General features: G+C 42.2%; 18 protein-coding genes and 4 pseudogenes. 18 read left to right on the plus strand and 4 right to left on the minus strand.

Annotated features, from left to right (window positions below):
- The first annotated feature begins 31 nt into the window (after positions 1 to 31).
- The 3 genes from AC58P7_RS02525 to AC58P7_RS02535 all read left to right on the plus strand — a co-directional run bounded on the left by AC58P7_RS02525 (position 32) and on the right by AC58P7_RS02535 (position 4,565).
- Positions 32 to 1,999, plus strand: a complete 1,968-nt coding sequence (locus AC58P7_RS02525; RefSeq protein WP_497339828.1) for a methyl-accepting chemotaxis protein — start codon at positions 32 to 34, stop codon at positions 1,997 to 1,999.
- Between the two features lie 167 nt (positions 2,000 to 2,166).
- Entirely contained in the window at positions 2,167 to 3,456 is a 1,290-nt protein-coding gene (locus tag AC58P7_RS02530) for a class II aldolase/adducin family protein (RefSeq protein ID WP_497339829.1), read from the plus strand.
- Positions 3,457 to 3,527: 71 nt separating this feature from the next.
- Complete coding sequence (locus tag AC58P7_RS02535) at positions 3,528 to 4,565, plus strand: quercetin 2,3-dioxygenase (protein ID WP_497339830.1); 1,038 nt, start codon at positions 3,528 to 3,530, stop codon at positions 4,563 to 4,565.
- 176 nt (positions 4,566 to 4,741) lie between these two features.
- On the opposite strand, the gene AC58P7_RS02540 is transcribed toward AC58P7_RS02535, so the two are convergent.
- On the minus strand, positions 4,742 to 5,719 hold the full coding sequence (locus AC58P7_RS02540; protein ID WP_497339831.1) for an AraC family transcriptional regulator: 978 nt from the start codon (positions 5,717 to 5,719) through the stop codon (positions 4,742 to 4,744).
- 353 nt (positions 5,720 to 6,072) lie between these two features.
- Between AC58P7_RS02540 and AC58P7_RS02545 the strand changes: the two genes are divergently transcribed.
- From AC58P7_RS02545 to AC58P7_RS02580, 8 genes and pseudogenes are all read left to right on the plus strand, one after another.
- Positions 6,073 to 7,368 carry an MFS transporter gene (locus AC58P7_RS02545; protein WP_497339832.1) on the plus strand — a complete coding sequence of 432 codons (1,296 nt, stop codon included), beginning with the start codon at positions 6,073 to 6,075 and terminating at the stop codon, positions 7,366 to 7,368.
- Positions 7,369 to 7,722: 354 nt separating this feature from the next.
- The gene (locus AC58P7_RS02550; protein ID WP_497339833.1) at positions 7,723 to 9,057 is read left to right on the plus strand and encodes a family 43 glycosylhydrolase; all 1,335 of its coding nucleotides are present in this window, start codon (positions 7,723 to 7,725) and stop codon (positions 9,055 to 9,057) included.
- A 111-nt stretch (positions 9,058 to 9,168) separates the two neighbouring features.
- Positions 9,169 to 10,224 (plus strand): family 43 glycosylhydrolase, encoded by a 1,056-nt coding sequence (locus tag AC58P7_RS02555; protein WP_497339834.1) that lies wholly within the window; start codon positions 9,169 to 9,171, stop codon positions 10,222 to 10,224.
- 241 nt (positions 10,225 to 10,465) lie between these two features.
- Positions 10,466 to 11,131, plus strand: coding sequence for a GDSL-type esterase/lipase family protein (locus tag AC58P7_RS02560; RefSeq protein ID WP_497339835.1), 666 nt, complete (start codon positions 10,466 to 10,468; stop codon positions 11,129 to 11,131).
- Between the two features lie 333 nt (positions 11,132 to 11,464).
- Positions 11,465 to 11,575: pseudogene (locus AC58P7_RS02565) on the plus strand (carbohydrate ABC transporter permease); the annotation flags it as partial.
- Between the two features lie 17 nt (positions 11,576 to 11,592).
- Positions 11,593 to 11,976, plus strand: coding sequence for a family 1 glycosylhydrolase (locus AC58P7_RS02570; protein ID WP_497339836.1), 384 nt, complete (start codon positions 11,593 to 11,595; stop codon positions 11,974 to 11,976).
- Positions 11,945 to 13,309, plus strand: coding sequence for an MFS transporter (locus AC58P7_RS02575; RefSeq protein ID WP_497339837.1), 1,365 nt, complete (start codon positions 11,945 to 11,947; stop codon positions 13,307 to 13,309). The genes AC58P7_RS02570 and AC58P7_RS02575 overlap by 32 nt, the downstream gene beginning before the upstream one ends.
- A 97-nt stretch (positions 13,310 to 13,406) precedes the next feature.
- A pseudogene (locus tag AC58P7_RS02580) lies at positions 13,407 to 13,511 on the plus strand (HEAT repeat domain-containing protein); the annotation flags it as partial.
- A gap of 61 nt (positions 13,512 to 13,572) precedes the next feature.
- On the opposite strand, the pseudogene AC58P7_RS02585 reads toward AC58P7_RS02580, so the two are convergent.
- The 3 genes and pseudogenes from AC58P7_RS02585 to AC58P7_RS02595 form a co-directional block, all read right to left on the minus strand.
- Positions 13,573 to 13,981 (minus strand): annotated as a pseudogene (locus tag AC58P7_RS02585) (IS6 family transposase); the annotation flags it as partial.
- A gap of 791 nt (positions 13,982 to 14,772) precedes the next feature.
- Positions 14,773 to 14,991 (minus strand): annotated as a pseudogene (locus tag AC58P7_RS02590) (fructose-bisphosphatase class II); the annotation flags it as partial.
- A gap of 88 nt (positions 14,992 to 15,079) precedes the next feature.
- A complete protein-coding gene (locus tag AC58P7_RS02595; RefSeq protein ID WP_497339838.1) occupies positions 15,080 to 16,123 on the minus strand; it encodes an AraC family transcriptional regulator in 1,044 nt (347 codons plus the stop codon).
- A 281-nt stretch (positions 16,124 to 16,404) separates the two neighbouring features.
- Between AC58P7_RS02595 and AC58P7_RS02600 the strand changes: the two genes are divergently transcribed.
- The 7 genes from AC58P7_RS02600 to AC58P7_RS02630 all read left to right on the plus strand — a co-directional run bounded on the left by AC58P7_RS02600 (position 16,405) and on the right by AC58P7_RS02630 (position 26,893).
- Complete coding sequence (locus tag AC58P7_RS02600; RefSeq protein WP_497339839.1) at positions 16,405 to 17,217, plus strand: COG4705 family protein; 813 nt, start codon at positions 16,405 to 16,407, stop codon at positions 17,215 to 17,217.
- 1,289 nt (positions 17,218 to 18,506) lie between these two features.
- Positions 18,507 to 20,243 carry a sensor histidine kinase gene (locus AC58P7_RS02605; protein WP_497339840.1) on the plus strand — a complete coding sequence of 579 codons (1,737 nt, stop codon included), beginning with the start codon at positions 18,507 to 18,509 and terminating at the stop codon, positions 20,241 to 20,243.
- 17 nt (positions 20,244 to 20,260) lie between these two features.
- Positions 20,261 to 21,853 (plus strand): response regulator transcription factor, encoded by a 1,593-nt coding sequence (locus AC58P7_RS02610; RefSeq protein ID WP_497339841.1) that lies wholly within the window; start codon positions 20,261 to 20,263, stop codon positions 21,851 to 21,853.
- A 100-nt stretch (positions 21,854 to 21,953) separates the two neighbouring features.
- Positions 21,954 to 22,865, plus strand: a complete 912-nt coding sequence (locus tag AC58P7_RS02615) for an ABC transporter permease (RefSeq protein WP_497339842.1) — start codon at positions 21,954 to 21,956, stop codon at positions 22,863 to 22,865.
- A gap of 18 nt (positions 22,866 to 22,883) precedes the next feature.
- On the plus strand, positions 22,884 to 23,768 hold the full coding sequence (locus AC58P7_RS02620; protein ID WP_497339843.1) for a carbohydrate ABC transporter permease: 885 nt from the start codon (positions 22,884 to 22,886) through the stop codon (positions 23,766 to 23,768).
- 64 nt (positions 23,769 to 23,832) lie between these two features.
- Positions 23,833 to 25,344, plus strand: a complete 1,512-nt coding sequence (locus AC58P7_RS02625) for an ABC transporter substrate-binding protein (RefSeq protein WP_497339844.1) — start codon at positions 23,833 to 23,835, stop codon at positions 25,342 to 25,344.
- A 178-nt stretch (positions 25,345 to 25,522) separates the two neighbouring features.
- Entirely contained in the window at positions 25,523 to 26,893 is a 1,371-nt protein-coding gene (locus AC58P7_RS02630; protein ID WP_497339845.1) for a GH1 family beta-glucosidase, read from the plus strand.
- The last annotated feature ends 17 nt before the right edge of the window (positions 26,894 to 26,910 follow it).

The following is a 26,910-nucleotide window of genomic DNA, read 5'->3' on the forward strand; positions in this document are numbered from 1 at the left end:
ACTTGCGAAGGAGTTCATCATGTTTCGGAATATGAATCTAAGGACAAAGCTAATAACGTTATTGCTTACGATTTCAGTTCTCCCTGTTCTCATTTCAATTCTACTGGTCACTAGCCTGTACAATAGCGCGTTAAAACATGCGGTTATTGAGCAGCAAAATATTGTTGCCCTTTCAAAGGCGGAGAGTCTAGATCGATGGCTAGATATGAAAATAGCTTCCGTTCATGAAACGATTCAGCAACGCAACGCTGTTTTTATGAGCGGTGAAACCAAACAAATATTGCCTGTGTTAGGCTTTCTGAAAGCAACAGATCCTGAAACATTGGCTTACATCTTTATGAACGACAAGGGAATGGCTTTTGGAACGGATGGAATAGAAGCAGACCTTAGTGAAATGCTGGATACACTCAAGCAGAATAAGGAGCCAAATGTCATTAATGTGATTCACGAGAATGATCATGATATCATCTTTGTCTCCTTTCCTTTATGGGATCACAATGATGTCTATAAAGGCCAAGTATCCTCCAAAATTGATGTAACCGTATTACTGAAAGAGATCAATGCTGTCCAAGTAGGTAACAGTGGGTCTGCCTATCTGTTGTCATCAAAAGGGATATACTTAGCTCATCCCAATCGAGAATTGATCGGAAAATCTGTTAAGGAACTCGCGGACAGGGATACGATAGAGTTATTCGACAGTGAGGTGTTGGTGCAAGAAGCGGGTAATATCGCTTATACGGAGAATGATGGCAAAGAAGTTCTAGCTGCTTTTGCTGCTGTTAAGCGAACGGGTTGGGTGGTTGTGGCGTCTGGAGATCCTGCAGTGCTCTTAACGGAGGCTTCCAATGCACGGAATATTTCCTATCTCTTCTTATTGGTCTGTGCTGTAGTAATCGGAGTCATTACTCTTCTGGTATCGCGATCTATTCTTCGTCCAGTGATAAAAATTTCAAATTTAATGAAGAAAGTCGCAATTGGCGATTTAACAGAGAGGCTTGCTGTTACATCGAAAGATGAGTTAGATACGATGAAGGGTAACATCAACGAGATGCTTTATTCTTTTGTGGGAATGATCGACAAAATCGACAGATCCGTTGTTGTCACTGTTGACTCTTCTGAGCGTCTCACGGCCATTTCCGAACAAACAGCGCAATCGGCTAAATATATCGCTGCAACTGTTCAAAACGTTGCATTAGGATCGAAAGCACAGCTTGAAGGCTCGGAGCAATCGGCAAAGGCTTTGGAAGAGATTACGAGCGGTATACTTCGGATCGCAGAATCTTCTTCATCTGCTTCGGAAAATACAAATCACATATTCCGAAAAGTTGTACAAGGAAAATCGGAAATAATGAGTGTAGTCACTCAGATTGCAATCATAAGTCAATCTTTCGTGACTTCAGCACAGATGGTGAAGACATTAGAGAGTCGTTCAAAAGACATTAATACGATCGTACAATCTATCGCTAACATCGCCAGTCAAACAAATATTCTAGCTCTTAACGCAGGAATTGAGGCAGCAAGAGCAGGCAAACACGGTCACGGGTTTGCAGTCGTAGCAGAGGAAGTGAAAAAATTAGCCCGACAATCCTCTGAAGCTACTGCGCATATTTCATATATTCTTGATGAAATCCAAGCTATCACTATTGATACGTCCCGTTCCATGGACAATGGACTGAAGGAAGTCAAATATGGGGTTGAACAAATAGAAAAAGTGGGTGATATGTTTGAACATATCGTTCACCTTATAGAGGATACAAACAACCAAGTTCAAGAGGTATCCGCTGCAACTGAACAGATATCAGCAAGCTCGGAGGAGGTTTCTGCCTCCATGCTGGATTTGCTTCAAGTTGCAAGTCAGTCGTTTGAAAAGCTCACACTGGTTTCATCATCTACCTCGGAGCAGCAGCAATCGATGTTTGAAATAACAGCTTCTGCAGAATCATTAACAACCCTCGCTAATGAGCTTAAAGATATGGTTAAGCAATTTAAAATTAAATGACATAAGTAAGTCATGAAAATATTTGAGCTAGTGGCTGCTTGCTTGAATGCAAATTCCGCGCTTCTCTTAGCTAAAATTTCAGAAGCTCACGAAAAACCTGAGAAGAATAACGGATATTAACTTAACACGGATTCCTTTAGGGACTGTATTTAATGGAGGGGATAAAAATGAATCTGGATTACTTGCATCCAGCTGATCAACTTCTGCAAATGATGGAGAGAATTTATCAATATGGCATGACGACAACATCTGGAGGCAATCTTTCCATTAAAGACGATAATGGTGATATTTGGATAACGCCTGCCGGTGTGGATAAGGGATCGCTCTCCAGAGCAGATATGGTTAAAGTCAAAGCTGATGGCACCATTATAGGCTTTCATAAGCCGTCCAGTGAATTTCCGTTTCATCGACTTATTTATGAAACCAGACCTGATTTGAAAGCGATCGTCCACGCACATCCACCGGCGTTGGTGTCGTTCAGTATCGTACGACGAATTCCGGACACTCGAATACTTCCGAATGAAAGAAAAATTTGTGGACCGATCGGCATGGCGGCCTATGCACTGCCAGGAAGCGAACAGTTGGGCCACAATATCGCTTCTGTTTTTGCAACGGGGATTAATACGGTTATGCTGGAAAACCATGGTGTGGTCGTTGGTGCTGAGAATTTGTATGAAGCTTTTAAAGTGTTTGAGACGCTTGATTTCTGTGCGCGGCTCGAGATTGAAGCTACCCGGATCGGAAAACCGACTCTTCTGACGGATGAAGATTATGAGTTGGTTCGGTCAAAGAACGTTGTTTTGTCCGTAAATCAACCTGAGCCCTGCCCTGCGGAGGAAAGGGAAACAAGGGGGGAGATATGTAGATTTATCCGGCGCGCCTATAATCAAGGATTATTTACCAGCACCCAGGGAACGTTTTCGCATCGACTGAACGATTCCGGATTCCTGATTACACCTTATGGTTTAGATCGGAATTATATCACGCCGAAAGATTTGGTGAAAATCAAGGATGGCCAAACGGAGTCAGGAAAAACACCAAGCAAGTCCGTTCTCTTGCATCAAGCAATCTATCGGCAGCACCCTCACGTGAATTCAATTATCATCGCACATCCTCCGAATATTATGGCATTCGCTATTACGGATGCTGTATTTGATTCCCGGACGATTCCGGAGAGTTACATTTTATTACGCGGGATGCCCAAGCTACCTTTTGATGCCGTGTATAATGATCCGGAGGGAACGGCAGCAGTATTTGGTCCGTCAACCCCGATAGCGATCATCAATAATAATTGTATCGTCGTTACAGGACAAGGCCTTTTGACTACTTTTGACCGTTTGGAAGTCGCAGAGTACAGCGCCAAATCTATCCTAGCTGCTAAAGCTTTAGGTGACATCGTGCATATTGATAAGAGTAATATCCATGATCTTGAGATTGCGTTTAAACTGCATGTATAAACATCTCTTAAAGCAAAATCCTTACTCCAAAACAAATAAACTAATAGTATAAACTTAAAGGAGAAATAGGCATGACTACAAATACATTGGGAACAAAACTACCGGAAGAAAAAGTGGCATATCTGCTACGGAGGGGGGAAGGAAGACGCTATGTTTTTGGTAGTCAGGTGGCTACGATTATCGCAGATTCCAATAGCACGGGAGAGGTAATGGAGCTAGCAACGATCGCGGGTGCAAAAGGGGAAGAGTTTCCTCCGCATTATCACCAGGATACGTTTGAATCTGTCTATGTTTTGGAAGGTAGAATTGAATTTTTACTAGATGGTGTATGTCACCTGCTTACTGCTGGTGATTATGTCCATATTCCACCTGGAACCGTTCACGCTTATCGGATGGCAGGACACCGAAACAGTTTTGCCTCTTATACTGTTAAAGGAAATCTCACGAAAATTTATGAAATCATTGGGGAACCATACGCTTATTTTGAACAACCACCCCAGCCACTGAAAACGTATTCTGCCAGCCAATTGATTGATGCCTCTAAAGTTGCAGATATCGTTTTCGCTCAAGAAACAGTTACTTGGAGTTCTCCTAGGTTGGTAGAGGGGAATATCCTTCCTAATTGTGTTGCTCCGTATGTAATAGAGAATGGGGAAGGAGATCGGTTTATCGGTGGTGACTCACTCAACGGGTTTCTTGCGGCCCAGAAAAATACAGATGGGGAATATATACTGCTAACAACAGAAGGCCCTAAAGGAGATCCTATTGTTGTTCATTATCATGAGCATCATACTGAAACCTTTTTCTGTGTACAGGGACAAATGACATTTTGGGTTAATGATGAAGAAGTGAAAATTTACCCTGGTGATTTTCTCCATGTACCGCCTGGGACCTTACATTCTTACAGATTAGACGCACATTATACTAAGTTTATTGGTTTATTGGCATCAGGATTGTTTGAACCATTCTTTCGTGCTGTAGGTGATCCTACAAAGGATTATTCATTTCCAACGACGCCAACTCCGGTCAGAATGGATCGTGTGATGGCTATAATTAATGAGCTTGATTTAAAGGTAGTAGCTCATTCACCCTTTGGCCGTAAAGAATAAGGTTTCAGCTCCGAATTACAATGAAACAAACAAAGTGGATTCCAACGAGTCTTAAGATAACCTAGAACTTCGGCATACCTTGCGTTAGCTTATTGGGCTAAAGTGAGGTGTGCCTGTTTGTTTAAGATGCCAAATGGCTGTTCCACCCGGCACCTCTTTACTTGACTTCATCACAGTCAACCATTTTTTTGTTTATTTAATCGATACTCTCTTGGTGTTAGTCCAAAACTATTTTGAAACAATTCATAAAAGGTATTCATATTTGAGATTCCTACCTCCTGAGCTACTTTTAAAACGGGAACTTGAGTATTTTCCAAAATGGCGCAGGCTTTGTTTAATTTAAGATCTTGAACTATTTTAATGAAAGACATGCCTACATGATTCTTTAGCAGTCTACTTAAATAATTGGGATGAAAACCAAAATGCTGTGCTACAGAAGTAAGGGTTACGGAGGAATAGTTTTGTTCTAAATAAAGCAATATATCTGTGATAAGCACTTTCTCCACACTCAGAGCTTTGTTTGTTCCATTGGTTGCTTTATATACTCGCAACAATTCCGAAAACAGTATCATTACATAACTATTAATGATCTCAATCGAACAAATGCCAGGATCAAAATATTCACAAAGAATTTCATTCATTATATGCTTAATCTTTTCACTTTCACTTGAATGAAAAATAATGTATTGGTTATATTCTTTATTTTTATAAATCGTGTTAATAATGAATTCAGATATCAGATGATTGCCTTGCAAACGGCGTAATAAATCGGAATCAAAGTAGTTCTTTCTCATCATACAATTGATGATGATGTCCCCTTCTCCAGCTGCTGCGATGCTGTGTACCACGTTAGTATCCAGTAGGCAGAATTCACCTTCTTTGAGGGTTACCTTTTTACCGTTAATGGTTTGGACATAGCTTCCGGAATATACATAATTGAGTTCCAGAAAATCATGCTTGTGTTCAGGGGTTAACATATATCGTGGGTGTTTCAAAAATACGATTTTTTGATCTGGCTTTAAAAAGGAGTCATCCTGAGCAATATTAATAAAGGATTTTTCCGGGAAAAATCTAGGCATTCTTGGATCTTTGAGAGCCTCATGTTCGATATCGTTCAAAGAAAATAAGTATTGTATTAAATCTTTTATGTCCATTTTGTATGTCCCTTTCTAATGATTGTAGAATAAGCATTTCAATAAATATTATGCCACAAGTGAATTGGTTTGAATATGTTAAAAAAAGATCAATGCTTATGTTATATATATATAGATGTGATTCATGTATCATTGATTATAAAGCGTTTTCCGAAGTTCGATTATAATGTTTGAATACGTCACACATATTTTTCTGGAGGAGGTATTCCTATTGATGCCTTTGTCAGAAGAATAGCAAGTTAGTAACGTTTTGTACTTTCTACATTTTTCAATCTTCTCAGATCAGAAATGAAAGCGCTTCTAGAATTAAAAACTAAACTTATAATTAACGAAATTTGGAAAGAAGGGGAACTATGGAGAAGCAAGTATTAAATAAAGTCACCACCTCATATGGACGATTAATTACAGGTATTTGTTTTGGATATTTTGGATATTACGTAGCCATTGTGATTCCGATTGCATTACTATTGACGTTTAAATTTTTGGAAATTGATCCTGCAAACGTAACTGCTAATTTTGGTCTTGCATCTGGGGTTGGAGCATTGGTTGGAATCTTTGCTATATATTTGGGGGGCTATGTCAGTGATAGAACTTCTGTATCATTTGGACGAAGGCGTACCTGGGTATTGATTGGATCCCTTCTCGGTGCTCTTGCCCTTCTCGGTGTTGGAATGGTAAAAACAGTTCCGATGGTTTGTCTAATGTGGGGGTTGACGATTTTATTTTATTCTTTTTCGTTCTCAGCTATCAATGCATTGATTCCTGATCAAGTCGAAGAATCACGGCGAGGAACGGCATCAGGTGTTATCGGGATTTTTAGTCCAATTGCCATTATGATCGGAATGTTATTAATGAATGTTTTTAATGACTTCTCTTTGTTTTATAAATTCGGTGTTATCGCAATGATTTCAGTTGTAATGTCTATCATCACCTGTGTTTTAGTAAAAGACGGCGCAGTAAAGTATGAGAAAGCTCAGCAAGATAAAGAAATATCATTGCATGAGAAATTATCAAAGATATATCCTAGCCCCAAAAAGTATCCTGCATTCTCATGGGGAGTACTTACTCGATTTTTAATGGGGGTTGCCTATACTTCACAATCGTTTGTACCGATATTTTTTATGCAAAAGTTTGGAGTGCCTCAAGATAAAGTTATCGCATTAGCTTCATTAACTTCAGTGATAGGTACAGTAGCTCTTGCCCTTTCGAGTATATTGGGAGGCATTTTATCGGATAAGTTTAGGAAACAAAAGCCTTTTATTGCTGGGGCTGCTGTAATTGTCGCAATTGGAATTGGATTGATGTCTATGGCCTCTTCTATCAATATGGTGTTTATTGCAACTGCTGTTCTTAGTTTAGGTTATGGAGCGTACATTGCCGTTGATATTGCATTGGTTGCAAGGATTCTTCCCAATAAGGAGGATGCCGCTAAGGATTTTGGAATTATGAACATTGGTACTAACTTACCAGGTACATTTGTCCCAACGCTGGCCAATCCATTAATTGGCGTCGGTGGATTCAAACTATTTTTTGGTATTCTGGCCTTTTCTGGAATTCTTAGTGCCTTAGCGGTTCTTCCAATCCCGGAAATGTCTCCAAAGGCTGAACCGATTGTAGAAGATACCGATCATCCTGCCGAATTTGCATAATTTTGAATCTAAATCACATTATGATCCTTACCCAAAATCAAATTCTCTTTGAAAAAATAAGCTTTTCGATGAAATAGGAGTGGCATTAGGAATCAGGAACTAACTTTGCAAAAAACGATTACGGCGAACACGACCGCGATCATTCATCTTCCTGTGGCTAAATGGAATGATGTTATGGAGTCTTGAGTTCCGCTGGGGGATTAGTTCAATAAGCCGATAATGGTTTTGCTAAGGGCGAAGAGTAGTCAGTGAATATTATAGGGGCTGCGTACCGTCCTGCTAGGACGGTACAACTGCCGAAATTCATCTGCCGGGTTCTGTATCAAATAATGACAAACCGTAAGGGAGATAAACATGAGTGAATTCAAAGACTGCCGCAATCCGGTGTTGCCAACAAATCTGCACATTCCTGATCCGGAGGCACATGTTATGCCGGACGGAAGAGTGTACGTATATGGCTCTTGGGATCAAGAGGAAAATATTTTCTGCAGCAAGGAGTATCGGGTGTTATCCTCTTCCAATATGGTCGACTGGATGGATCATGGCGTATCCTACGATTCAAGCATGGTTCCGTGGGTTTTTGACGAGAACGCACCTAAATACCCTGGAGTAGATTGGTCAAAGCCAACTCCATTCCTTAAAAAAATGATTGAGCGAGACACCAAGGATAGAAAGATTGAGATTCCCAAATTTCCGAAAGACCTGCTCTTTGCACCAGACGCAATTAGCAAAAACGGCAAATACTATTTATATTTTTGCATGTCGGATTCGAGTGAAGGCGTTGCCGTAGCAGATAAGCCGGAGGGGCCTTTTCATAGTCCGGTTCAACTGCCATGCGGAGGAATCGATCCGGCCGTCTTTATCGACGATGATGGGCAGGCTTATTTCTACTGGGGCCAATTCTATGCGCATGGTGTGAAATTAAAAGAGAATATGGTCGAGTTCGAGGAAGGAACGACCGTCCACAATCTCGTAACGGAAGAAGAACATTATTTCCATGAGGGCAGTTCTCTCCGCAAGCGCGGCGATACGTATTACATCGTATATTCCAGCATGGTGCGCGGCAAACCAACATCGTTAGCCTATGCGACCAGCAAATCACCGCTGGGCCCTTTTCAGTATAGAGGGGTTATTGTCGATAATGACGGCTGCGATCCGCAGAGCTGGAACAACCACGGCTCCATAGAGGAAGTGAATGGGCAGTGGTATGTCTTCTACCACCGAAGCTCTCAAAATAGGCAGCAAAAGCGCAGGCTTTGCATTGAACCAATTACTTTCAATGAGGACGGTACGATTCAGGAAGTGCCGATGACCTCGCAAGGTGCAGGTAGGCCGTTCGGGATCAACGAAACGATCGAGGCGTATCGAGCATGCCAATTGTCGGGAAGTGTATACATTGCTCCTACAAGCAATGGACAGGAAGTGTTAACGGGAATCCAGGAAGGGGATCAGGCGATTTATCGATATGTTCAGTGGGATAAGACCATAAGTGAGGTTTCAATAGTGGCCAAAGGCAGCGGAGACATTACGATTTATCTGGATGATGAGCACAAAGAAATGGGAAGTGTAACAGTTCGTGACGGGCAGATTATTTCTTCAACGCTTACAAGTGCTTCTGGCAAACATGAAGTAAGACTACTGTTTACCAATGTCAGTGATTTGGAAGTTCAAGCATTGCGATTTGGATAACATCTTTTCGGTTCAATGCTGGCAACATATCCTTGAGTTAGTCACAATTGATTTTTATTACTTTTGATATCTCAATAAATTAGATTTTGTGACTAGGGGAGTGTACGTACAATGCAAAATTACCAATCTATCAGACCTGGACAGTTATGGATGGATACGGAAGAGAAGCGGATTCACGCGCACGGCGGATCCGTTTTTTATGAAAATGAGACATTCTACTGGTATGGAGAAAACAAGGAAAAAACGACGCTTGGAAGCGGAATATGGCACTGGGGAGTCCGGTGTTATTCCTCAAAGGACCTCTATAACTGGAAGGATGAAGGAATCATCATTCCGCCGGACGAAGACTACGTTACATCACCGCTTCATCCTGCCAGCATGATGGATCGACCGCATATTATTTACAATAAGAAAACCGAAAAGTATGTTTGTTTTCTTAAGATAATGGAGAAGGAACATACCCAAGCCCTAACCATATTAACTGCAGATCATTTGCTTGGTCCATATACGATGGTAAAAACAAAATATCGTCCGTTAAATATGAGTGCTGGTGATTTTGATCTGGCCGTAGCGCCGGATGGAAAGGCTTATTATTACTACGAACGTGTTCATTCTGAATTAATTTGCGCCGACCTTACCGAGGATTATACGGATGTAACGGGGAATTATTCCACCCATTTCCCGAATATCCATCCTCCTCTGGTACGCGAGGCGCCTGCTTACTTCGAGCGAAGAGGATTACACTATCTGATTACATCGGGTACGACTGGATACTACCCGAATCCATCCGAGGTCGCTTGTGCCAGAAGCTATCACGGTCCTTTTGAAGTCCTTGGTAACCCGCATGTCAATGATAGGTCAAACAACTCATATCGTTCTCAGATCTCATCGGTTTTCAAGCACCCGGGAAAGAAGGATTTATACATTGCTTTGGCGGATCGCTGGATTACAGATGAAGCGCAAATGGTGAGTTATGAAGAAGTCAGTAATTTTACTGATCGTGTATTTAACCCCAATCGACAAGATGAACCTCGACCGGATTTTAATAAAATAAAATTAGAGCAAAATACATCCGAGGCGAATTATGTATGGTTGCCAATTCGATTTGACGGGAAGATGGCTTACTTGGATTGGAAAGATGAGTGGCGTGTAGAAGACTACGAATAGCAGTGAGACTTTCTACAACTGCATGTTTTAGTCAAAGGAAGACCCTTGATTCTAAAAAAGTTGAACGAATCAAGGGTTCTCCTTATTTTGTACTATAACCGGATATCAGAGAACCACGTGTTTTCTGAAAACAACTCATAACGATCTCTAGGGATTGATTTCAAGTGATGCCTTCTGGGATGGACGAATCAGAAGATATGGACCAATTAAGTAAGGAACACATGAAAGTGGGGTTATTGAGATGAGCGAAAACAATATGGGAAGCCAATTCAATATTAATATTGCAAAAGCTTTTTTAGAATTTAACCGAAATCAACGGCTAGCCTCTTTCACAGAGTTAAATCAACGTGCTAAAAAAGGGGGAGTCGTGTTTGTAGGAGATTCCATTACTGAGGGTTTCCCCATTCATGAAATGCTCCAATGTGATAAGCCTATATACAACAGAGGCATTAACGGCGATACTTCTAGTGGTGTTTTAAATAAACTGAAGGATGAAGTATTCGATTTGGTGCCGCAAAAAGTGTTTTTGCTGATTGGAACGAACGACCTGGGGGATGGTAAAGAATCAGGAGAGATCGTCCTAAGAATCGAGGAAATATGTTTACGCATAAAGCATGCACTGCCAGAAGTAGAACTATATATTCAATCCATATACCCGGTAAATAGAAGTGAATTTGTAAATATAACCCCATTTCCAGTGGTGGGTAACCGTACCAATGAGGATATCCAACGGATAAATAATGACGTTCGTGAAATAGCGACAAACAACAAAATGACTTATATCGACCTCTTTGAAAAGTTGATTGATGAGACAGGACAATTGCGTAAGGATTATTCGTATGACGGCCTTCATTTGACTGTCAAGGGTTACGAGATCGTAAAAGAGGAGCTCCAGAAGTATTTGTAAAAACTGAGAAACAGGATTTTATCAAGTATACGTTTTGGGTCTTATAATTACGAGGCTGCTGAACAAATCTTGATCTATCCACTGTATCAACGACATGGATTCTGCCTTTGCCATCCCCAACACACTGAACAAGTATGTGCTTGTCTTTAAATGATTTATGTCCTTGTCCAAAGTGAAGGATAAGAACATATATCCTCTGATGGAACTTATATCCTTAGCCGTAGGAACGGACCTAAATTGCGGTGTAAAACAAATTAATACTTAAAGATATTGACGGAATTCTGAAAGCAGGCATGAGCGAATTCTGATAGTATGAAACAGGAAAGCATCTTCGTGTTGCCGCTTTCCACGCCGTTGCTAGCGACAGTTGGTCTTTTTTATAAAATTCTGTATTGGAACGACTGGTTCTATGGATTAATCTACATTACGGATAGAAAGTGTTTTAGGAGGTAGATGGCGAGATGAAACATATTCACTTTCCACAGCATTTTCAATGGTGGGTTGCCACCAGCGCCTACCAAATAGAAGTAGCATGGAATGCCGGTAAAGGTCCTTCGATATGGGATACATTCTCTCAAAAGCCCGGTAAAGTGTGGAAGGATATTCCCGGTAATGTGGCATGCGACCATTACAATCGTTATCCCGAAGATATTGCCCATATGAAACAATTGGGTCTCAAAACGTATCGCTTCTCCTTCTTGTGGCCGCGTGTCATTCCGGAAGGGACTGGGAAGGTAAATACGAAGGGGCTCGATTTTTACAAACGCCAATCCTGTTACAATGGTTACTTTTACAACGGAAAGTGGAGTGAGTATGATACAGCAAGAAGCAATAATATCAAGTAGCGAAGAAGCGGCTGTGAGTGGCCGATTGGTGTCGGCTCTTTGTTTCGTCCTCTTTTTCTCGGTAATGAATGCCACAATGTTCAATGTAGCCCTACCAGATATCGCGGGGCAATTCAAGCAAAAGCCTTCTTCTGTAAGCTGGCTCGTAACGGGATATTCCATTGTGTATGCGTTAGGCTCACTGTTGTTCGGTAAATTGGCTGACAAGTATCCGTTGAAGCGGCTGATTACAATAGGACTTCTTGTGTTTGCTGCGGCTTCTGCAGTAGGATTTCTCTCAGATTCGTATGCGATGGTGCTGGCAGCACGGCTGGTACAGGCAGCTGGGGCTTCCTGCGTACCTGCGCTGGTCATGCTAATTCCTGTACGGTTCTTTCCAACGGATCAGCGGGGCAAAGTCATGGGTGTTATCGCTTCGACAATCGCATTCTCTTCTGGACTCGGACCGATTGTGGGCGGTTTTATTACAGGGCATTTGAACTGGAATTATTTATTTCTAATTTCCTTGGCGGCTCCAATCGTCCTGCCCTTCATCCGTAAATCACTGCCCCAGGAGCAGGTAAGAGAGGGAGAGAAGCTGGATTTGATTGGTGCAGGACTGCTTGGCCTCGGCGTAGCGACATTCATGCTTTCCGTCACCCAATTCAACGGATGGTTCTTGGCAGGCAGCATGGTCCTGCTGGTACTGTTTGTTATACGTGTCCGCAGCGTACCGAATCCGTTTATTCAGCTCTCTTTGTTCCGGATATCGGGCTTTTCGAACGGTCTGATCGTCGCATTTATCGGTTTCTTCGCGGTATTCGGTGTGTTTCTGCTCACGCCGATGATGCTGAAAGCTATTCATGGACTAGACCCGCAATCCATCGGATTCGTGTTGTTTCCAGCGGCTATGCTAGCCGCGATCTTCGGGCGGTATGGAGGTAAGATTGTCGATACGCGGGGGAGCCAGTACATGCTGTATGTGGCGTACGCGTTACTAGCAGTCGGCTTACTGGGCTTGTCCGTATTTGCGGGAGTAAATCCCTGGGTTATTGCACTTTGCCTGCCGTTAGTTAATATTCCATTCACGTTCGTGCAGGCATCACTCGCCAAAGTCATCTCATCGGCGCTCCCCAAGGAACGGACGGGCATCGGCATGGGTGTGTATAACCTCAACAACTTCCTGGCAGGCGCCATCAGCGGCGCTGTGCTCACCAAAGCGGTTGAGTTCGACTGGAGCAACTTAAACCTAACAGCTGTCGGCCACCCGTCCACATTTGGTACCGTTTATAGCCTCCTCATGGTGCTGGTTATCGTCAATATCGTTTGGGTATATATAAAACTAAATAAGTAAAATGAAAATGCTTAGACAACGATGTGTGTTTATTGTGTAAGAAAGTAGTACAATAAGGAACCTTACGTATTATAGAAACAAAAGGAGATTGAAGCTGTTGAATCATATAGAAGTTAAAAGTGAGTTACCTTCAAACTATGAGGAGCTCAAAAAATCTGCCAATCGAACATCCAATTGGAGAGAACGTTTAGATGCGGTTGAAGGGGGTTGTGTTGCAAAAAATTAAAACGATAGGCTTAATCATAGATGATAAAAAAATTATGTGTGATCACTCGCGGCGATTGATTGTGAGGAGAGGATAACGCCTTCTTGAAAAAGAGTTTCCCCGCGTGAATATCCCGATTTTCGGAAAGCATGAAATCAATCGAGCTTCCCTCGGAATCAACTTCCCTGTATAGGTACTTCCATTTTCCTTTAACTTTGATGTAAGTTTCATCGACCCTGTAAGAATCGTTAGTCGGTTTCAAGTAGGCGAATTCGTTTGTCTATCTCAGGTCCGAACTGATGTACCCATTGCATGATCGTCGTATGCGAAATACGTAACCATCGTTCTTTCATCATTTCTGCTAGATCCCGATAGCTTAAGGTATACTTCAAATACCATCTGACAGTTAACAAAATAAATTCCGATTCATAATGTTTCCATTTGAAGAAATCTACTGTTGTTTCCAAGTTAATTTACTCCGAACAAACGATCAGTTGATTGTTATCGCAGGAGGAAAGTGAACTTTTCAAAGCCACAAAACCATTAAAGTAGGCGTTCCACTTTTGGGGCCATTAGTTCAATAACTCCAGGAACATGCTGGTGCCGGCAAATCGGCAGCCAGCTTTTTTGTTTAAAGGGAGACAGAAGACTTGATCTACCGACTAAAGTGGATTTGGACAAGAACATGTATTCATTGCCGTAAAAAGCAGGACCTGATTGGAAGGTAAATACAAAGTAATACACAAGGAAATTAGAGGATGTATGCAGTCAACGTCATCACTACTCTATTAATTTAAGTAATTTGTTGTGCTGAACTTGCTCATTGAGTTGGTTGTACCATTAGGAAGGTGCCGTTAGAGGCTTAATTATTTCTCATAGCATAAAGTCGTAAATTTAATACGGTTTTGCGGAGAAAGAGGAAGTATGCCGGTAGCATCACAATCCCGCTGATTAGGATGAGGTAAATGATCTTGTTCAAATATGGAAGGTTCTCCAGAATTACCTTGTCGGGAATGACCGCAACCAGACTGAAGTCTCCCATTAGCGAATGCTCCCCTAATACAAGATAATCGTTCTTTTCCCCGACATATAATAGTTCCCCAGGTCGGTTTTGCTTAAATCAACTTCATTCTACTCAACCAGCTCGACATTACCCATAGGTTGTCCCTGACCGGTTGCCAGCATGGCGGCGCCTTCCTAGCCGATAGGGATAAATGTCAAAGGCATCAATAGTGTCACCGCTTTGACCCAAGCGCCGATCTTCGATCCCCATTTGAATACATCGATTAAATTCATTGCCATCAACTGGCATCAAGCGTCCTTGTAATTCTCCTCCTAAACATTTAAGAGCGGCCGCAGCTAAGACTCCTTCTGGAGCACCACCAGAACCAACATAAAGATCAATCCCTGCTTCTGGAAATGCAGGTGCCATTGCCCCTGCGACATCCCCATCTGACAAAAACTTAATCCTTACACCATTGTATGTCGAAACTTCAACGATTAGTACAATGTAAAATGTAAAACAAATATCACCAGTAGTTTCTATATATGACAAAAGCCCACTCCTAGGAACCAATGGTATGTCTAAATTCGGATGGAGATATTCCATGTTCACTTTTAAATAACCGGTAGAAATTAGTTATATTTGTATATCCAACAGCTTCAGCAATTTCTTGAATTGAAAGATTGGGGTTTTTTAGTAATTTCTCGGCTTTCTGCAATTTCACGCTTTGAATTAGCCTTTTGAATGAATGGCCTGTATGATCTTTTAAAAGGCGCGATAAATGACGTTCGCTGTAATTAAAGAAAGTAGCAAGTTGGCACATAGTCAACGTTTTGTAGTTGTCTTGAATATAGTTCAGTATCAAAATCAAGTTTTCATCCATCTGATGAGTAGTTTCTATATCTAATATTACATCATTCTCATAGTCACGGAGCAAAAAAATGAAAAAGCTAGAAATAAGGTGATTCAATACTTTTGTGTTATAAAGGCGGTTTTCGTGATATTCACAATATGCATAGAAAGCAAATGTTTGTAAATCTGTATTATCACCGGTATGAAAAAGCAAATAAGAACCATTTTTTTTGTTATATAGATGTCTTGAAAAGAAATTAGATAAAACATTTTGATCATTTAGAGTTTCAATAAAGGCTGTATGAAAAGTAGTGCGTCGAATTAAAAAGTTAAAGATTATACAATCATCGGAGCAGTTACTGAGTGTGTGCTTAGTGCTTGGTGCAATTATAAAAACGTCTCCTTTCTCCATTTTGTGAACTATATTCATTGTATAATTTTCACAGTTACCATTTAAGACGTATAATACTTCAAAAAAGTCATGAGAATGCCAGTACGCAGGAAGATAACGAAGATGTTTATAAACAGCAACGTCAAAACCATTTGGAATGAAGGATTCTTCATTTAAAATATTTAATATATTATCCACATTAGGAAGATTAGCATAGTTTGGTATGTTTTCAATGAAATGTTTTGTTTCACAAAACATTTGTGGTTGCTGAAAATTATATTCGGGGTGACTCTCACACAGTGTCTTAAAGCATTTCTCAAGCATACTTAGTTCTAGTTCTTGCTGAATATTAAAATATCTCATAATATGCTTACCTCTTTATGTCCGATTTTGTAACGGACTATGTCTTGTGACGACATAGTTTTACTTGTGTGTGTTCAAATATAATTATATTCGAACACACACAAGCAAACAAATAACAAGACTTGGAGGTAGTAAAATGAAAAAAAGATTTTAGGATTTAGCTGTGGATGTCCAATGGGCAATTAAAAAAACCTTAAGATTTTAAATTCTTGATTTTTTAAGGTGATTTTAAAAATATATGTGAAAATAGGATATCAAGAAATTAGAGAAGGAAGTTGAATATGAATAAACTCTTAGAAAACAATATGAATTACAAAGAGATAATGTTTAACAAGGTTCCGGAAATTACCGTATTTTTCTGGATTGTGAAAATACTATCCACTGGAATGGGTGAGGTATTTGCGGACGTTCTATACGGGGCTGTGACCCCAATAATCGCCGTAATCTTAGGATTAGTTGGCTTGATTGTAGCTTTAAAATTACAGTGTTCCTTACGACGTTATGTAGCATGGATTTACTGGTTAACGATTATAATGGTAAGTATATTTGGGACTATGTTCTCTGATGTTTTGAATGGAGTACTTGATATTCCATTACCTATATCATCTTTAGCATTTATTATTGCAATGATAGTTATATTTGGTGCTTGGTACGCTAGTGAAAAAACTTTATCTGTACATAGTATTTACACCCATCGACGTGAAACTTTTTATTGGGCCATAGTATTAATAACTTTTGCACTGGGAACTGCAGTAGGTGACCTTACCGCGAGAAACTTTCAATGGGGCTATTTTTCCTCAGGCGTGATATTTGCAGTTATGTTTATTATACCGATTCTGGCAAGAAAGTTCTTTGGATTAAACGAAACTATAACATTCTGGCTATCTTATATAATGACGCGTCCACTAGGAGCTTCCTTTGCAGATTGGATGGGTGCTTCTACTAGTGATGGCGGGCTTGGTATAGGTAGTGGGCCGGTTAGTTTGGTATTAACCATCATTATTGTTGCTATTTTGGGATATCTAACAGTTAGTCACAAGGATGTTAAGGAGAAAAATATTGCTGTACTGGATAACCAGGTGAATAATTTATGAACCAATCAAAGAGTGTAATAAAGAACTTTGTAATATTAAAATAATTGTGGTTTCTAATTTTTAGAATAGATTGAAAGAATTTTCAAAGATGTCTTAGGTACGAAGAATTATTTCATCCAAAGTTCTTCAAGAAGTAAATGGATGTTCGTATTATCGTGTAGTTGAGATGTGGTTTGACTGCCGCAGCTCAAAGTAGAACAGAAGAGGGATGGGTGTGAGGGTGGAAAGTTTACTGGCCGCCTCTGAAGTCGTGTTTATACCGCATAATAAATTTAAAAAAACACGACTTCAACAGCGGTTGGAACCCCACATCCATCTCTCCCCATGCACAAAAGTATGGGTTTACACGCAAAAGGACCGTCAGGATGTTTTTCCCTGACGGTTTTTCTTATGATCCGTTCCGCTGCATCTTTTGGGCGTGATTCCGGTTTGTTTCTTGAAAGCTTTAATGAAATAACTCTGATCATGAAAATTTGGAGACGACATGCAGGAAGACCATGCGCATGCGGAACTGACGGAGGCGATGACGAGATATATGCCGCTGCACGCGCTAGCAGCTTTCAGCCAAGGAGCGGTCACTGAACAGACGCTCGCCGTGCTGATTGAAGAACTTAATAAATAACGACAACAGGAGTATGCCGGCCGGTGTAGTCCAGTGTTGTCTTTCAGCTTTGATTTCGTCATATGTTTGTCCGAAGTATGTAGGGATGGTCATCGCAAGCAAAGAGCTCTTTGCAGAACCCTTTGGTGTAGTTTTTAAATTAGAAATTATTGGATTGTCATGCTCCAAAATGTATGTTCGTTCTAGCCATTGCATTAGGCATTGCATCTGGAGTCTCACGGTTTCACCGCGTTGATCGACTTCCGGTTTGAGTATGGCAGCAACATGATGCAACGGTTGTGCCCAGCGCTTCACATCTTCGTAGAGCTGGCTGAACTTATTTAATTTGTTGAATATTCTGAATACGTTCCGAAGTAGAGAGGGCCACTTTTTTATCCAGACAATTCTGCAACTAGGCTTGAATGGCCTGGGCGATCTAATAAATCCGAACTCCGGGTAAATCCATGCAGTCGACATCACTATTCAATTAATCTAAGTAGTTTTTTGTGCGGAAATTGCTCATTGAGTTAGTTGTACCCTTAGGAAGGTACCGTTAGAGGCTAAATTATTTCTCATAGCTAAAGTCGTAAAATCAATACAAATTGGTCTGGATTGAGAAAATCAGTCAATTATAATGAAGAGTGGGTAAGTTTATCAATTTCGCAATCATGAAGCTGGGGGTAGTCCAATGAATTTAAGCATCTTTCGCATACCCAGAAACTCAATCTGGTTAAAACTTTCGATTGGAGTCATTTCGGTCATTGTCCCGTTACTGGCTCTATTGATCTACATCAATATGAATGCGATAAACGTTGTCCACGGCCAGGTTGCTGACTCTAATAACAACATGCTGTCACTATACATTCAATTAATAGACGATGGTTTGGAGGAGACCGATCAATACTTGCTGTCGCTTGCTACTAGTGATATCAATTTGGACATCATGGAGAATCCGGGGACGAAGGCAGATGATTACGCGCTTTCCAAAATTAATTTGTTCAATAAACTTGTCAAGAACATCGACAACTATAAATCGATTGACTCCCTGTTCGTCTATTCACTGCCGACCAAGGAATGGATCAGCGCAAACAGGGAGAAGGATTTCGAAGAACCGCAGGAAAAATTGGATGCCATCCGAGCTTATCTCGAGGAAAGCTTGACCGAGTCAACGAATAGATCGAGCCAATGGTACGCCCACCAAATCGGCCAAGAATATTATTTGTTTCGTGTGCTTCGATCGGGAAATACCTATATCGGCGCTTGGGTCAAAGCGGAGACACTATTGATGCCTTTGACATTTATCCATATCGGCAAGGAAGGCGCCGCCATGCTGTCAACCGGTCAGGGACAACCTATGGGTAATGTCGAGTTGGTGGAGCAGAATGAAGTTGATTTAAGCAAAATCGACCTGGGGAACTATTATATGTCGGGGAAAAAGAACGATTATCTTGTATTAGGGGAGCATTCGCTAATGGGAGACTTCAGCCTGGTTGCGGTCATTCCCGACAAGGCGATTCTGGAGAACCTTCCATATTTGAACAAGATCATTTACCTCATCCTAATTAGCGGGATTGTGATACTTCCGGCGTTCTTCCTCTTTCTCCGCAAAACCGTGATGCTTCCAATCAATCGAATTGTTAACGTAATGAAACGAGTAGCGGACGGGAATGTCAATCTCCGGATTCCGATTCTCCGAGCATCTGAGGAATTCTCGCTGATGAACCGGACTTTTAACGAGATGATGTCTCAGATCGAAGAGCTGAAAATCAGCGTCTACGAGGAGCGGATCGACAAGCAGAAGGCCGAGCTTCAGCACTTGCAATTGCAAATCAATCCTCATTTTTTCTTGAATGCGTTAAATGTCATCTTCGATTTCTCCCAAGAGCGAAAACACGAATTGATTGGAGAGATGGCCGTTAGCCTGATTCGCTATTTCCGATTTATGTTTCGAAGCAATTTGTCGTTCGTCCCGTTACGGGATGAGCTGGAGCACGTTCGCAATTATATTCGCATTCAGCAGCTTCGGTATCCAACAAGTCTGCTCTACGAGCTGGAGGCACCGGAAATACTGCTGCCTACACCCGTACCTCCCTTAGTGATTCAAACCTTTATCGAGAACTCAATCAAGCATGCCATGTCACTGGACCAAACGATAACCATATTCGTTACGATTGATTTTGTCTTAGGCGAAAGCGAGACATCCTTGCGGATCACGATTCGTGATACGGGGAAAGGTTTCTCACAGGAAATATTGGAGAAGCTTCAGGTCGGCGTCAAAATTGCAGATGAACAAGGTGAGCATATCGGCATTTGGAACGTACAGAACCGCCTTCGTTTACTTTATGAAGGAAGAGCAACCATACAGTATGCCAATGCAACTCCAAATGGAGCATTGGTTCAGATCGTTTTGCCATTAAATGCTTAAGAAATGAGGGATACGTGATGTTTCAACTGCTTATTGTGGATGACGAAGCCTCGGCCATCAGGAGGGTTAGCTCTTTATTAGAGTGGAGCCAGTTTGAAATCGGACATATCCATACTGCACAGAACATGAAGCAGGCACAGGACATGTTTCAAGAACACCCGATTGATATGATGCTCTGCGATATCGAGATGCCGCAGGGCAGCGGCCTGGAGCTATTAACGTGGGTTCGAGAAAATTTTCCACAGACGGAGTGCGTGTTTTTGACCTGTCATGCGGATTTCAATTTCTCCAAACAAGCGATAAGACTGGGCAGCATGGATTATCTCCTGAAACCTGTATTCGCAGAGGATTTGGAGCCTGTCATTGTCAAGATGTTAGATAAAATAAAGGCCAATACCGCAATGATGAAGGACAGAAGCTTCTGGCAGAAGCAACAGCCGCAATTGTTCGAGCGCTTTTGGCAGGATTTGATTAGCCGAAACATTCCGCCTCATGAAGAAGCGATCCGCAAAGAAGCGGAGGAACGAAACGTTTATTTGGGAGACCATCCTCGAGTTACCCATGTCTTGATTAAGGTAAGAAGATGGCGGAAGCCGTTGACACTCCGCGAAGAGAAAATCATAGAATTTGCCTTAAGGAATGCCGCCGAGGAGCTTTTGAAGGGAAATGAGTATGAGGTCCATCTTATTTCAGGTGGCCGCGGCTCTTTATCTGCCATTATTCTGACCAGAAACGACAAGAAGGCGGATCAGGATCATCTGCATGAAGTCCTTAACCGTTATATCGCTTCCTGTAACAAGTATTTTTATTGTGATATTGCTTGCTATGTAAGCGGCGACGTAGAACTTCAAGCTTTGCCCGATACGGCAGATTATCTGGAACGTCTGGATAATATGAATGTTGCTTACGAGAATAAAGTTTTTTTCATGGGGGACAAGTTCCAGACGACGTTGGAGCTTCCTCATCCGGATATGAGGCTGTGGTCAACTCTGCTTAGTGAAGGCAAGAAGGAAGCTGTTCTGGAATCAGCTTCGCAATATCTTGTGCAGTTGTCCAAAAGACCAGGGGTGGATTCCAACTTTTTGCAAGGCTTCCATCAGGATTTTCTTCAGTTGGTTTATTCGTTACTTGCAAGCAAGGGGATTCAAGCCCGTCAGCTATTCAAGGACAGCGCATGGCAGCACATAGACGAACCTCTTCGTTCTGTAACGGACATGATCTCATGGATTGGCGCCATCATACCGAAGTTGATCGAGCACTTATTCGAGGAATCGAATACGATCATCGTCAAGGTCAAACGTTTCATCGCATTCAACATAGATCAGGATATTAACCGGGACGATATTGCAGGCCACGTCTATTTGAATCCCGATTATTTGACCCGGTTGGTCAAGAAAGAGATGGGAATGACCCTGTCGGAATTACTTCTTTCGGAACGATTATCGCTGGCAAAGGATCTGCTCGCAAATACGGATTTGCCTGTAGGGCTTGTGGCGAAGCGTTCAGGGTTCCAGAGCTTTGCTCATTTTTCAAGCACATTCCGAAAGAATCTCTGTGTTACTCCGAATGAATACAGGACTCAGAAGGAACAAGGTCGAGGAGAGAGGTAGGCAATGCAATAACAAGAGGTCGGAAACAGCATAAGCAGACAGCGTACAATAGAGACAATCAACCGTGACCACTATACACTTAAGGAAATGAGGAACCATGATGAAACGATATCTGCGCTACCGGGCGCTTCTGCTGATGACAGTTCCCGCTCTTGTCTATCTACTTATCAATAACTATTTGCCGATGTTTGGCATCATCATCGCCTTTAAAGACATCAATTTTGCCCACGACAATTGGTTTTTAGACAGCTCATGGATCGGATTCAAAAATTTTGAATACCTGTTCGCTACCAAAGATGCTTACGTCATTACTCGCAATACGCTGCTCTATAATGGCATCTTTATTATTCTGGGCACCCTTGTTGCGGTAGGCGTAGCTATTTTGCTTAACGAGGTCAAAAGTCAATTTATGAAGCGGCTCTATCAAGCAGTCCTGCTTCTACCGTTTCTTATTTCCATGGTTATTGTGGCTTATCTCGCACTTTCGTTCCTGGATGTAGAGAACGGATTTTTGAACCGTCACATCCTTCCATTTTTCGGCCTAGGAACTGTTTCCTGGTACAGTGAACCGAAATATTGGCCTTACATCCTTACCTTAGTTAATTTATGGAAGGGCGTCGGCTATTCGAGCATCATCTTCTTTGCGGCCGTCATTGGCATCGACCAGGAATATTATGAAGCCGCGACAATCGACGGCGCGAGCCGATGGCAGCAAATTCGCACAATCACCGTTCCCTTGATCATGCCGGTTATCACACTCATGACGCTACTAGCCATAGGACGGATTTTCTATTCCGATTTCGGATTGTTCTACCAGGTGCCACTAAATTCCGGTCCACTTCAACCGACGACCGACACCATTGATACATACGTATTCCGCGGTTTGATGACTTTAAGCGATTACGGAATGTCCTCAGCTGCTGCACTTTATCAGTCATTTGTCGGGTTTGTTCTGGTTATTATTGCGAACTTTATCGTCTCAAGACGTAACCGTGAGCAAGCATTGTTTTAAATAGGAGGGGGTTTTCGAATGGCTGCAAATCGATTGAATCAATTTTTGGTAAACGGAGCTTTTATTCTGGCCGGTATAGCCTGTTTATTCCCATTTCTATTGTTAGTCATGGCATCGTTAACGAGTGATGAGAGTCTAATCAAGAACGGATATTCTCTACTTCCAGATCAAATTAACTTTGATGCTTATTCCTACTTGGTGTCAAAATCGCAAGAAATCCTCCGTTCCTACGGAAATACGATATTCGTAACCCTTGTGGGTACGGCTGTAGGGCTTTTCATCTCCGCTCTGATCGCTTACCCGCTATCCAGAAATGATATGCCGCATCGTGGTGCCATTAGCTTCATCGTGTTTTTCAGCATGCTGTTTAACGGCGGGCTCGTATCCACCTATCTCGTTTATACTCAGGTGTTTGATATCAAAAATACCATTTTCGCCTTAATCGTGCCGGGACTTTTGACAAACGGATTTATCATTTTCATGATTCGGACATTTTTCAGCTTCTCCGTGCCGACTCCAGTAATTGAATCCGCTTATATTGACGGAGCGAGTGAATTCCGAATTTTCTGGGGGATTGTCCTTCCGCTTTCCTTGCCTGTGCTGGGAACTGCCGGGTTAACGATGTTGATTTTTTACTGGAATGACTGGAATAACGGCTTGTTATACCTGACGGATCCCAAGCTTTTCAGCATGCAGAATCTGTTGAACAAGACGCTAAGCGACGCACAATTCCTTCAACAGAACAGTATGGGAGGACATTCTTCGTCGACCAGTGCTAATGTGCCAATAGAATCCATTCGTATGGCCATGGGTACGATCGGTTTTCTTCCGATTGCCTTTGCCTATCCGTTTTTTCAAAGATATCTGGTTGGCGGACTGGCTCTTGGTGCGGTGAAAGGGTAAGGTCTATTCCGAATTTCACGATTCGGTAGACATAGATAACAAATTTACTAGGGGGTAGCCTTACATGAAAAGAAACAAGAAAAAGCTTTCGGCTCTCATCGGTAGTATTTCCATTCTGTCCTTGCTCTTCACTGCATGCTCTTCGTCCGGCGGCAGCAGTCCAGCGCCAGGCAGCGCAAGCAAAGGTACACAAACTGCGACAGAACAGCCTACTGAATTGAACGTCGTTCTGTGGCCGCCTACGAATGCAACAGATATGCCGCTAATTGAAGAGGCCATCAGCAAGATTACGAAAGAGAAGATCAATGCCACCGTTAAGCTTACGACATTCGGCTTCTCTAATTACGCCCAACAAGTCAACCTGATGCTGGCAAGCAATGAGAAGCTTGATCTGTTCGTATCCACGCCTTTCTTCGGTTATGGTACCCAAGCAGCCAAGGGACAGCTTGTAGCGTTGGATGATCTCTTGGTGAAGCAAGGACAGGGCATTAAAGATGTTGTTGGTGAAGATGTCCTTAATGCAACACGTATAAGCGGAAAAATTTATGGTGTCCCGAGTATCCGTGATTTTGCCGCCGAATACGGTCTTTTGATGCGTAAGGATTTGGTGGATAAATACAACATCGATCTGACGAAAGTGAAAACCTATGAAGACCTAGAGCCTATCTTCAAAACGATCAAGGATAATGAACCTGGAATAACGCCATTGGTAAACGCGGGTGCTGGAAATACGCCGGTAAGTGTGATGATGAATGATAAAGTAGATTTTCTTGGTGACAGCTCCGGTGTCATTCCGATGACATCCAAGGACAAGAAACTCATTAACGTGTTCGAGATGCCGGAATACGTAAGCTCCGTTAACCTGGTGAACAAATGGTATCAATCTGGTTATATGAGTAAAGATGCTGCTACTTCACAGCAAACAGGCGCAACAATCATAAAGTCTGGCAAAGCCTTTAGCTATCTTACCAATATAAACCCGGGGTTTGAAAAAGAGCAAACGATAGCTATCGGCAAAGAGATGGTTGCCGTACGTCTAACAAAGCCGATTACCGGAACGATTAACGTCGCATCTTTTATGATGTCAATTGCTAAAAATAGCCAAAACCCGGATAAAGCGATGCAATTGATGAACCTGATGTATACCGACAAAGACATCGTCAATTTGATTGATTACGGGATTAAAGGAAAGCATTACGAGGTGAAAGGCGACGGTACTGCCGGCAAACCGGCTGGTGTACCCGAAGTCGGTTGGGTATTTAATCAATGGGCTGTGGGGAACAACTTCCTGGCTTATGTGGCGGAAGGTAATGACACGAAATTGTGGGATAAGTATAGAGAATTCAATGCAAACTCGGTTAAATCTCCAGCTCTTGGCTTCTCCTACGATCCGCAATCGGTGAAGACAGAGGTCGCTGCGGTCACGAACGTAACCAACCAGTATCGGATCGGGCTAGAAACCGGTATGGTAAGTCCCGAGAAACTGGGCGAGTTTAATAAAGCGCTCAAGGCTGCGGGTCTCGAGAAAATTATTGTAGAAAAACAGAAGCAATTCGATGAGTGGTCCAAGAAGTAGTAGCGGACTGATTATGATAAGGAGCGTTTCGGCAATTTGCCGGAACGCTCCTTTTATTTGAAACCAATAGTCGGATTCAGGATAACAAGAGGTCGGAACATGAATAATAGGCGCTTGTAAAATGAAAGACATCACTGAACAAACCATAAAAGTAATCACTTAGGAGGAAGATGGCGAGATGAAACATATTCAATTTCCACAGCATTTTCAATGGGGAGTTGCCACAAGCGCCTACCAAATAGAAGGAGCATGGAATGTAGACGGGAAAGGTCCTTCGATATGGGATACATTCACTCAAACGCCTGGAAAAGTTTGGGGGAATATTCCTGGCAATGTGGCATGCGATCATTACAATCGTTATCCAGAAGATATTGCCCATATGAAACAATTGGGTCTCGATACGTATCGATTCTCCTTCTCGTGGCCGCGTGTCATTCCGGAAGGGACTGGGAAGGTAAATACGAAGGGGCTCGATTTTTACAAACGGCTTGTACATGAACTTCTTGAGAATGATATACGACCTAACGCTACACTGTATCATTGGGATCTTCCACAAGCGTTGGAGGATAAGGGAGGCTGGACAAATCGGGATATCAAGGATTGGTTTGCAGAGTACGCTGCGCTTATGTTCCGAGAATTTAACGGTTTGATTCCGATGTGGTCCACGCTTAATGAACCGATTGCTCTATATGTTGGTTATGGATTTGGGATCTTCGCACCGGGGCGTAGTAACCAGAAAGATGCAAAGGCAGCCATGCATCATGCACTGCTCGCACACGGGGAAGGGGTCAAGGCTTTTCGGGCAGAAGGGATGAAGGATTCTCAAATTGGGATTGTCGTTGATATTTGGAAAAGACATGCTGCGCGCGACCTTCCGGAGGATCATGAGATCGCCCGCCGCGGCGACGAGAATGGGCACAAGTTTTTCCTGGATGCGCTCTTAAAGGGAAGTTACTCAGACTATATCATTGGTCAGATGGAAGCTGACGGGACGCTTCCCGACATTCGGACGGGGGACATGGAGCTCATCTCCCAGCCTATGGATTACTATGGTCTGAACGTTTATAGCCGAATCATGGCATCTTCCGACCCCGCATTGTCGACGGATCCGGCTGTACAAGGGAAGAGAGAGCAGCACGCTGGCGGAAACTTCATGGATAACGGACTGGAGTTTTACCCGAAAGCGGTTTACGATGCGGTCATGCTGCTCAAGAACGAATACAATTTGTCCATTCCCATCTATATTACGGAGAATGGTATTTACAACTGTGGAGAAGAGGTAAATAATGGCCGTATTCACGATCTGGAAAGAATTCGGTACATTGAAGGGTTTCTTAGATGGATTCACAAAGCAATTGAAGATGGAGCAGATATTCGCGGATATTATGCGTGGTCATTAATGGATAATTACGAGTGGGCGGCAGGCTTTAACCGAAGATATGGGCTGATCCATCTCAATTCGCAGACACAGGAACGAATTTGGAAAGACAGTGCTTATTGGTATCAGAAAGTCATAGCCGATAACGGTTTTGCTGAGGGAGAAGAGTAGTCAGTGAATATTATATG

This window comes from Paenibacillus sp. J22FR5 (assembly GCF_059691975.1).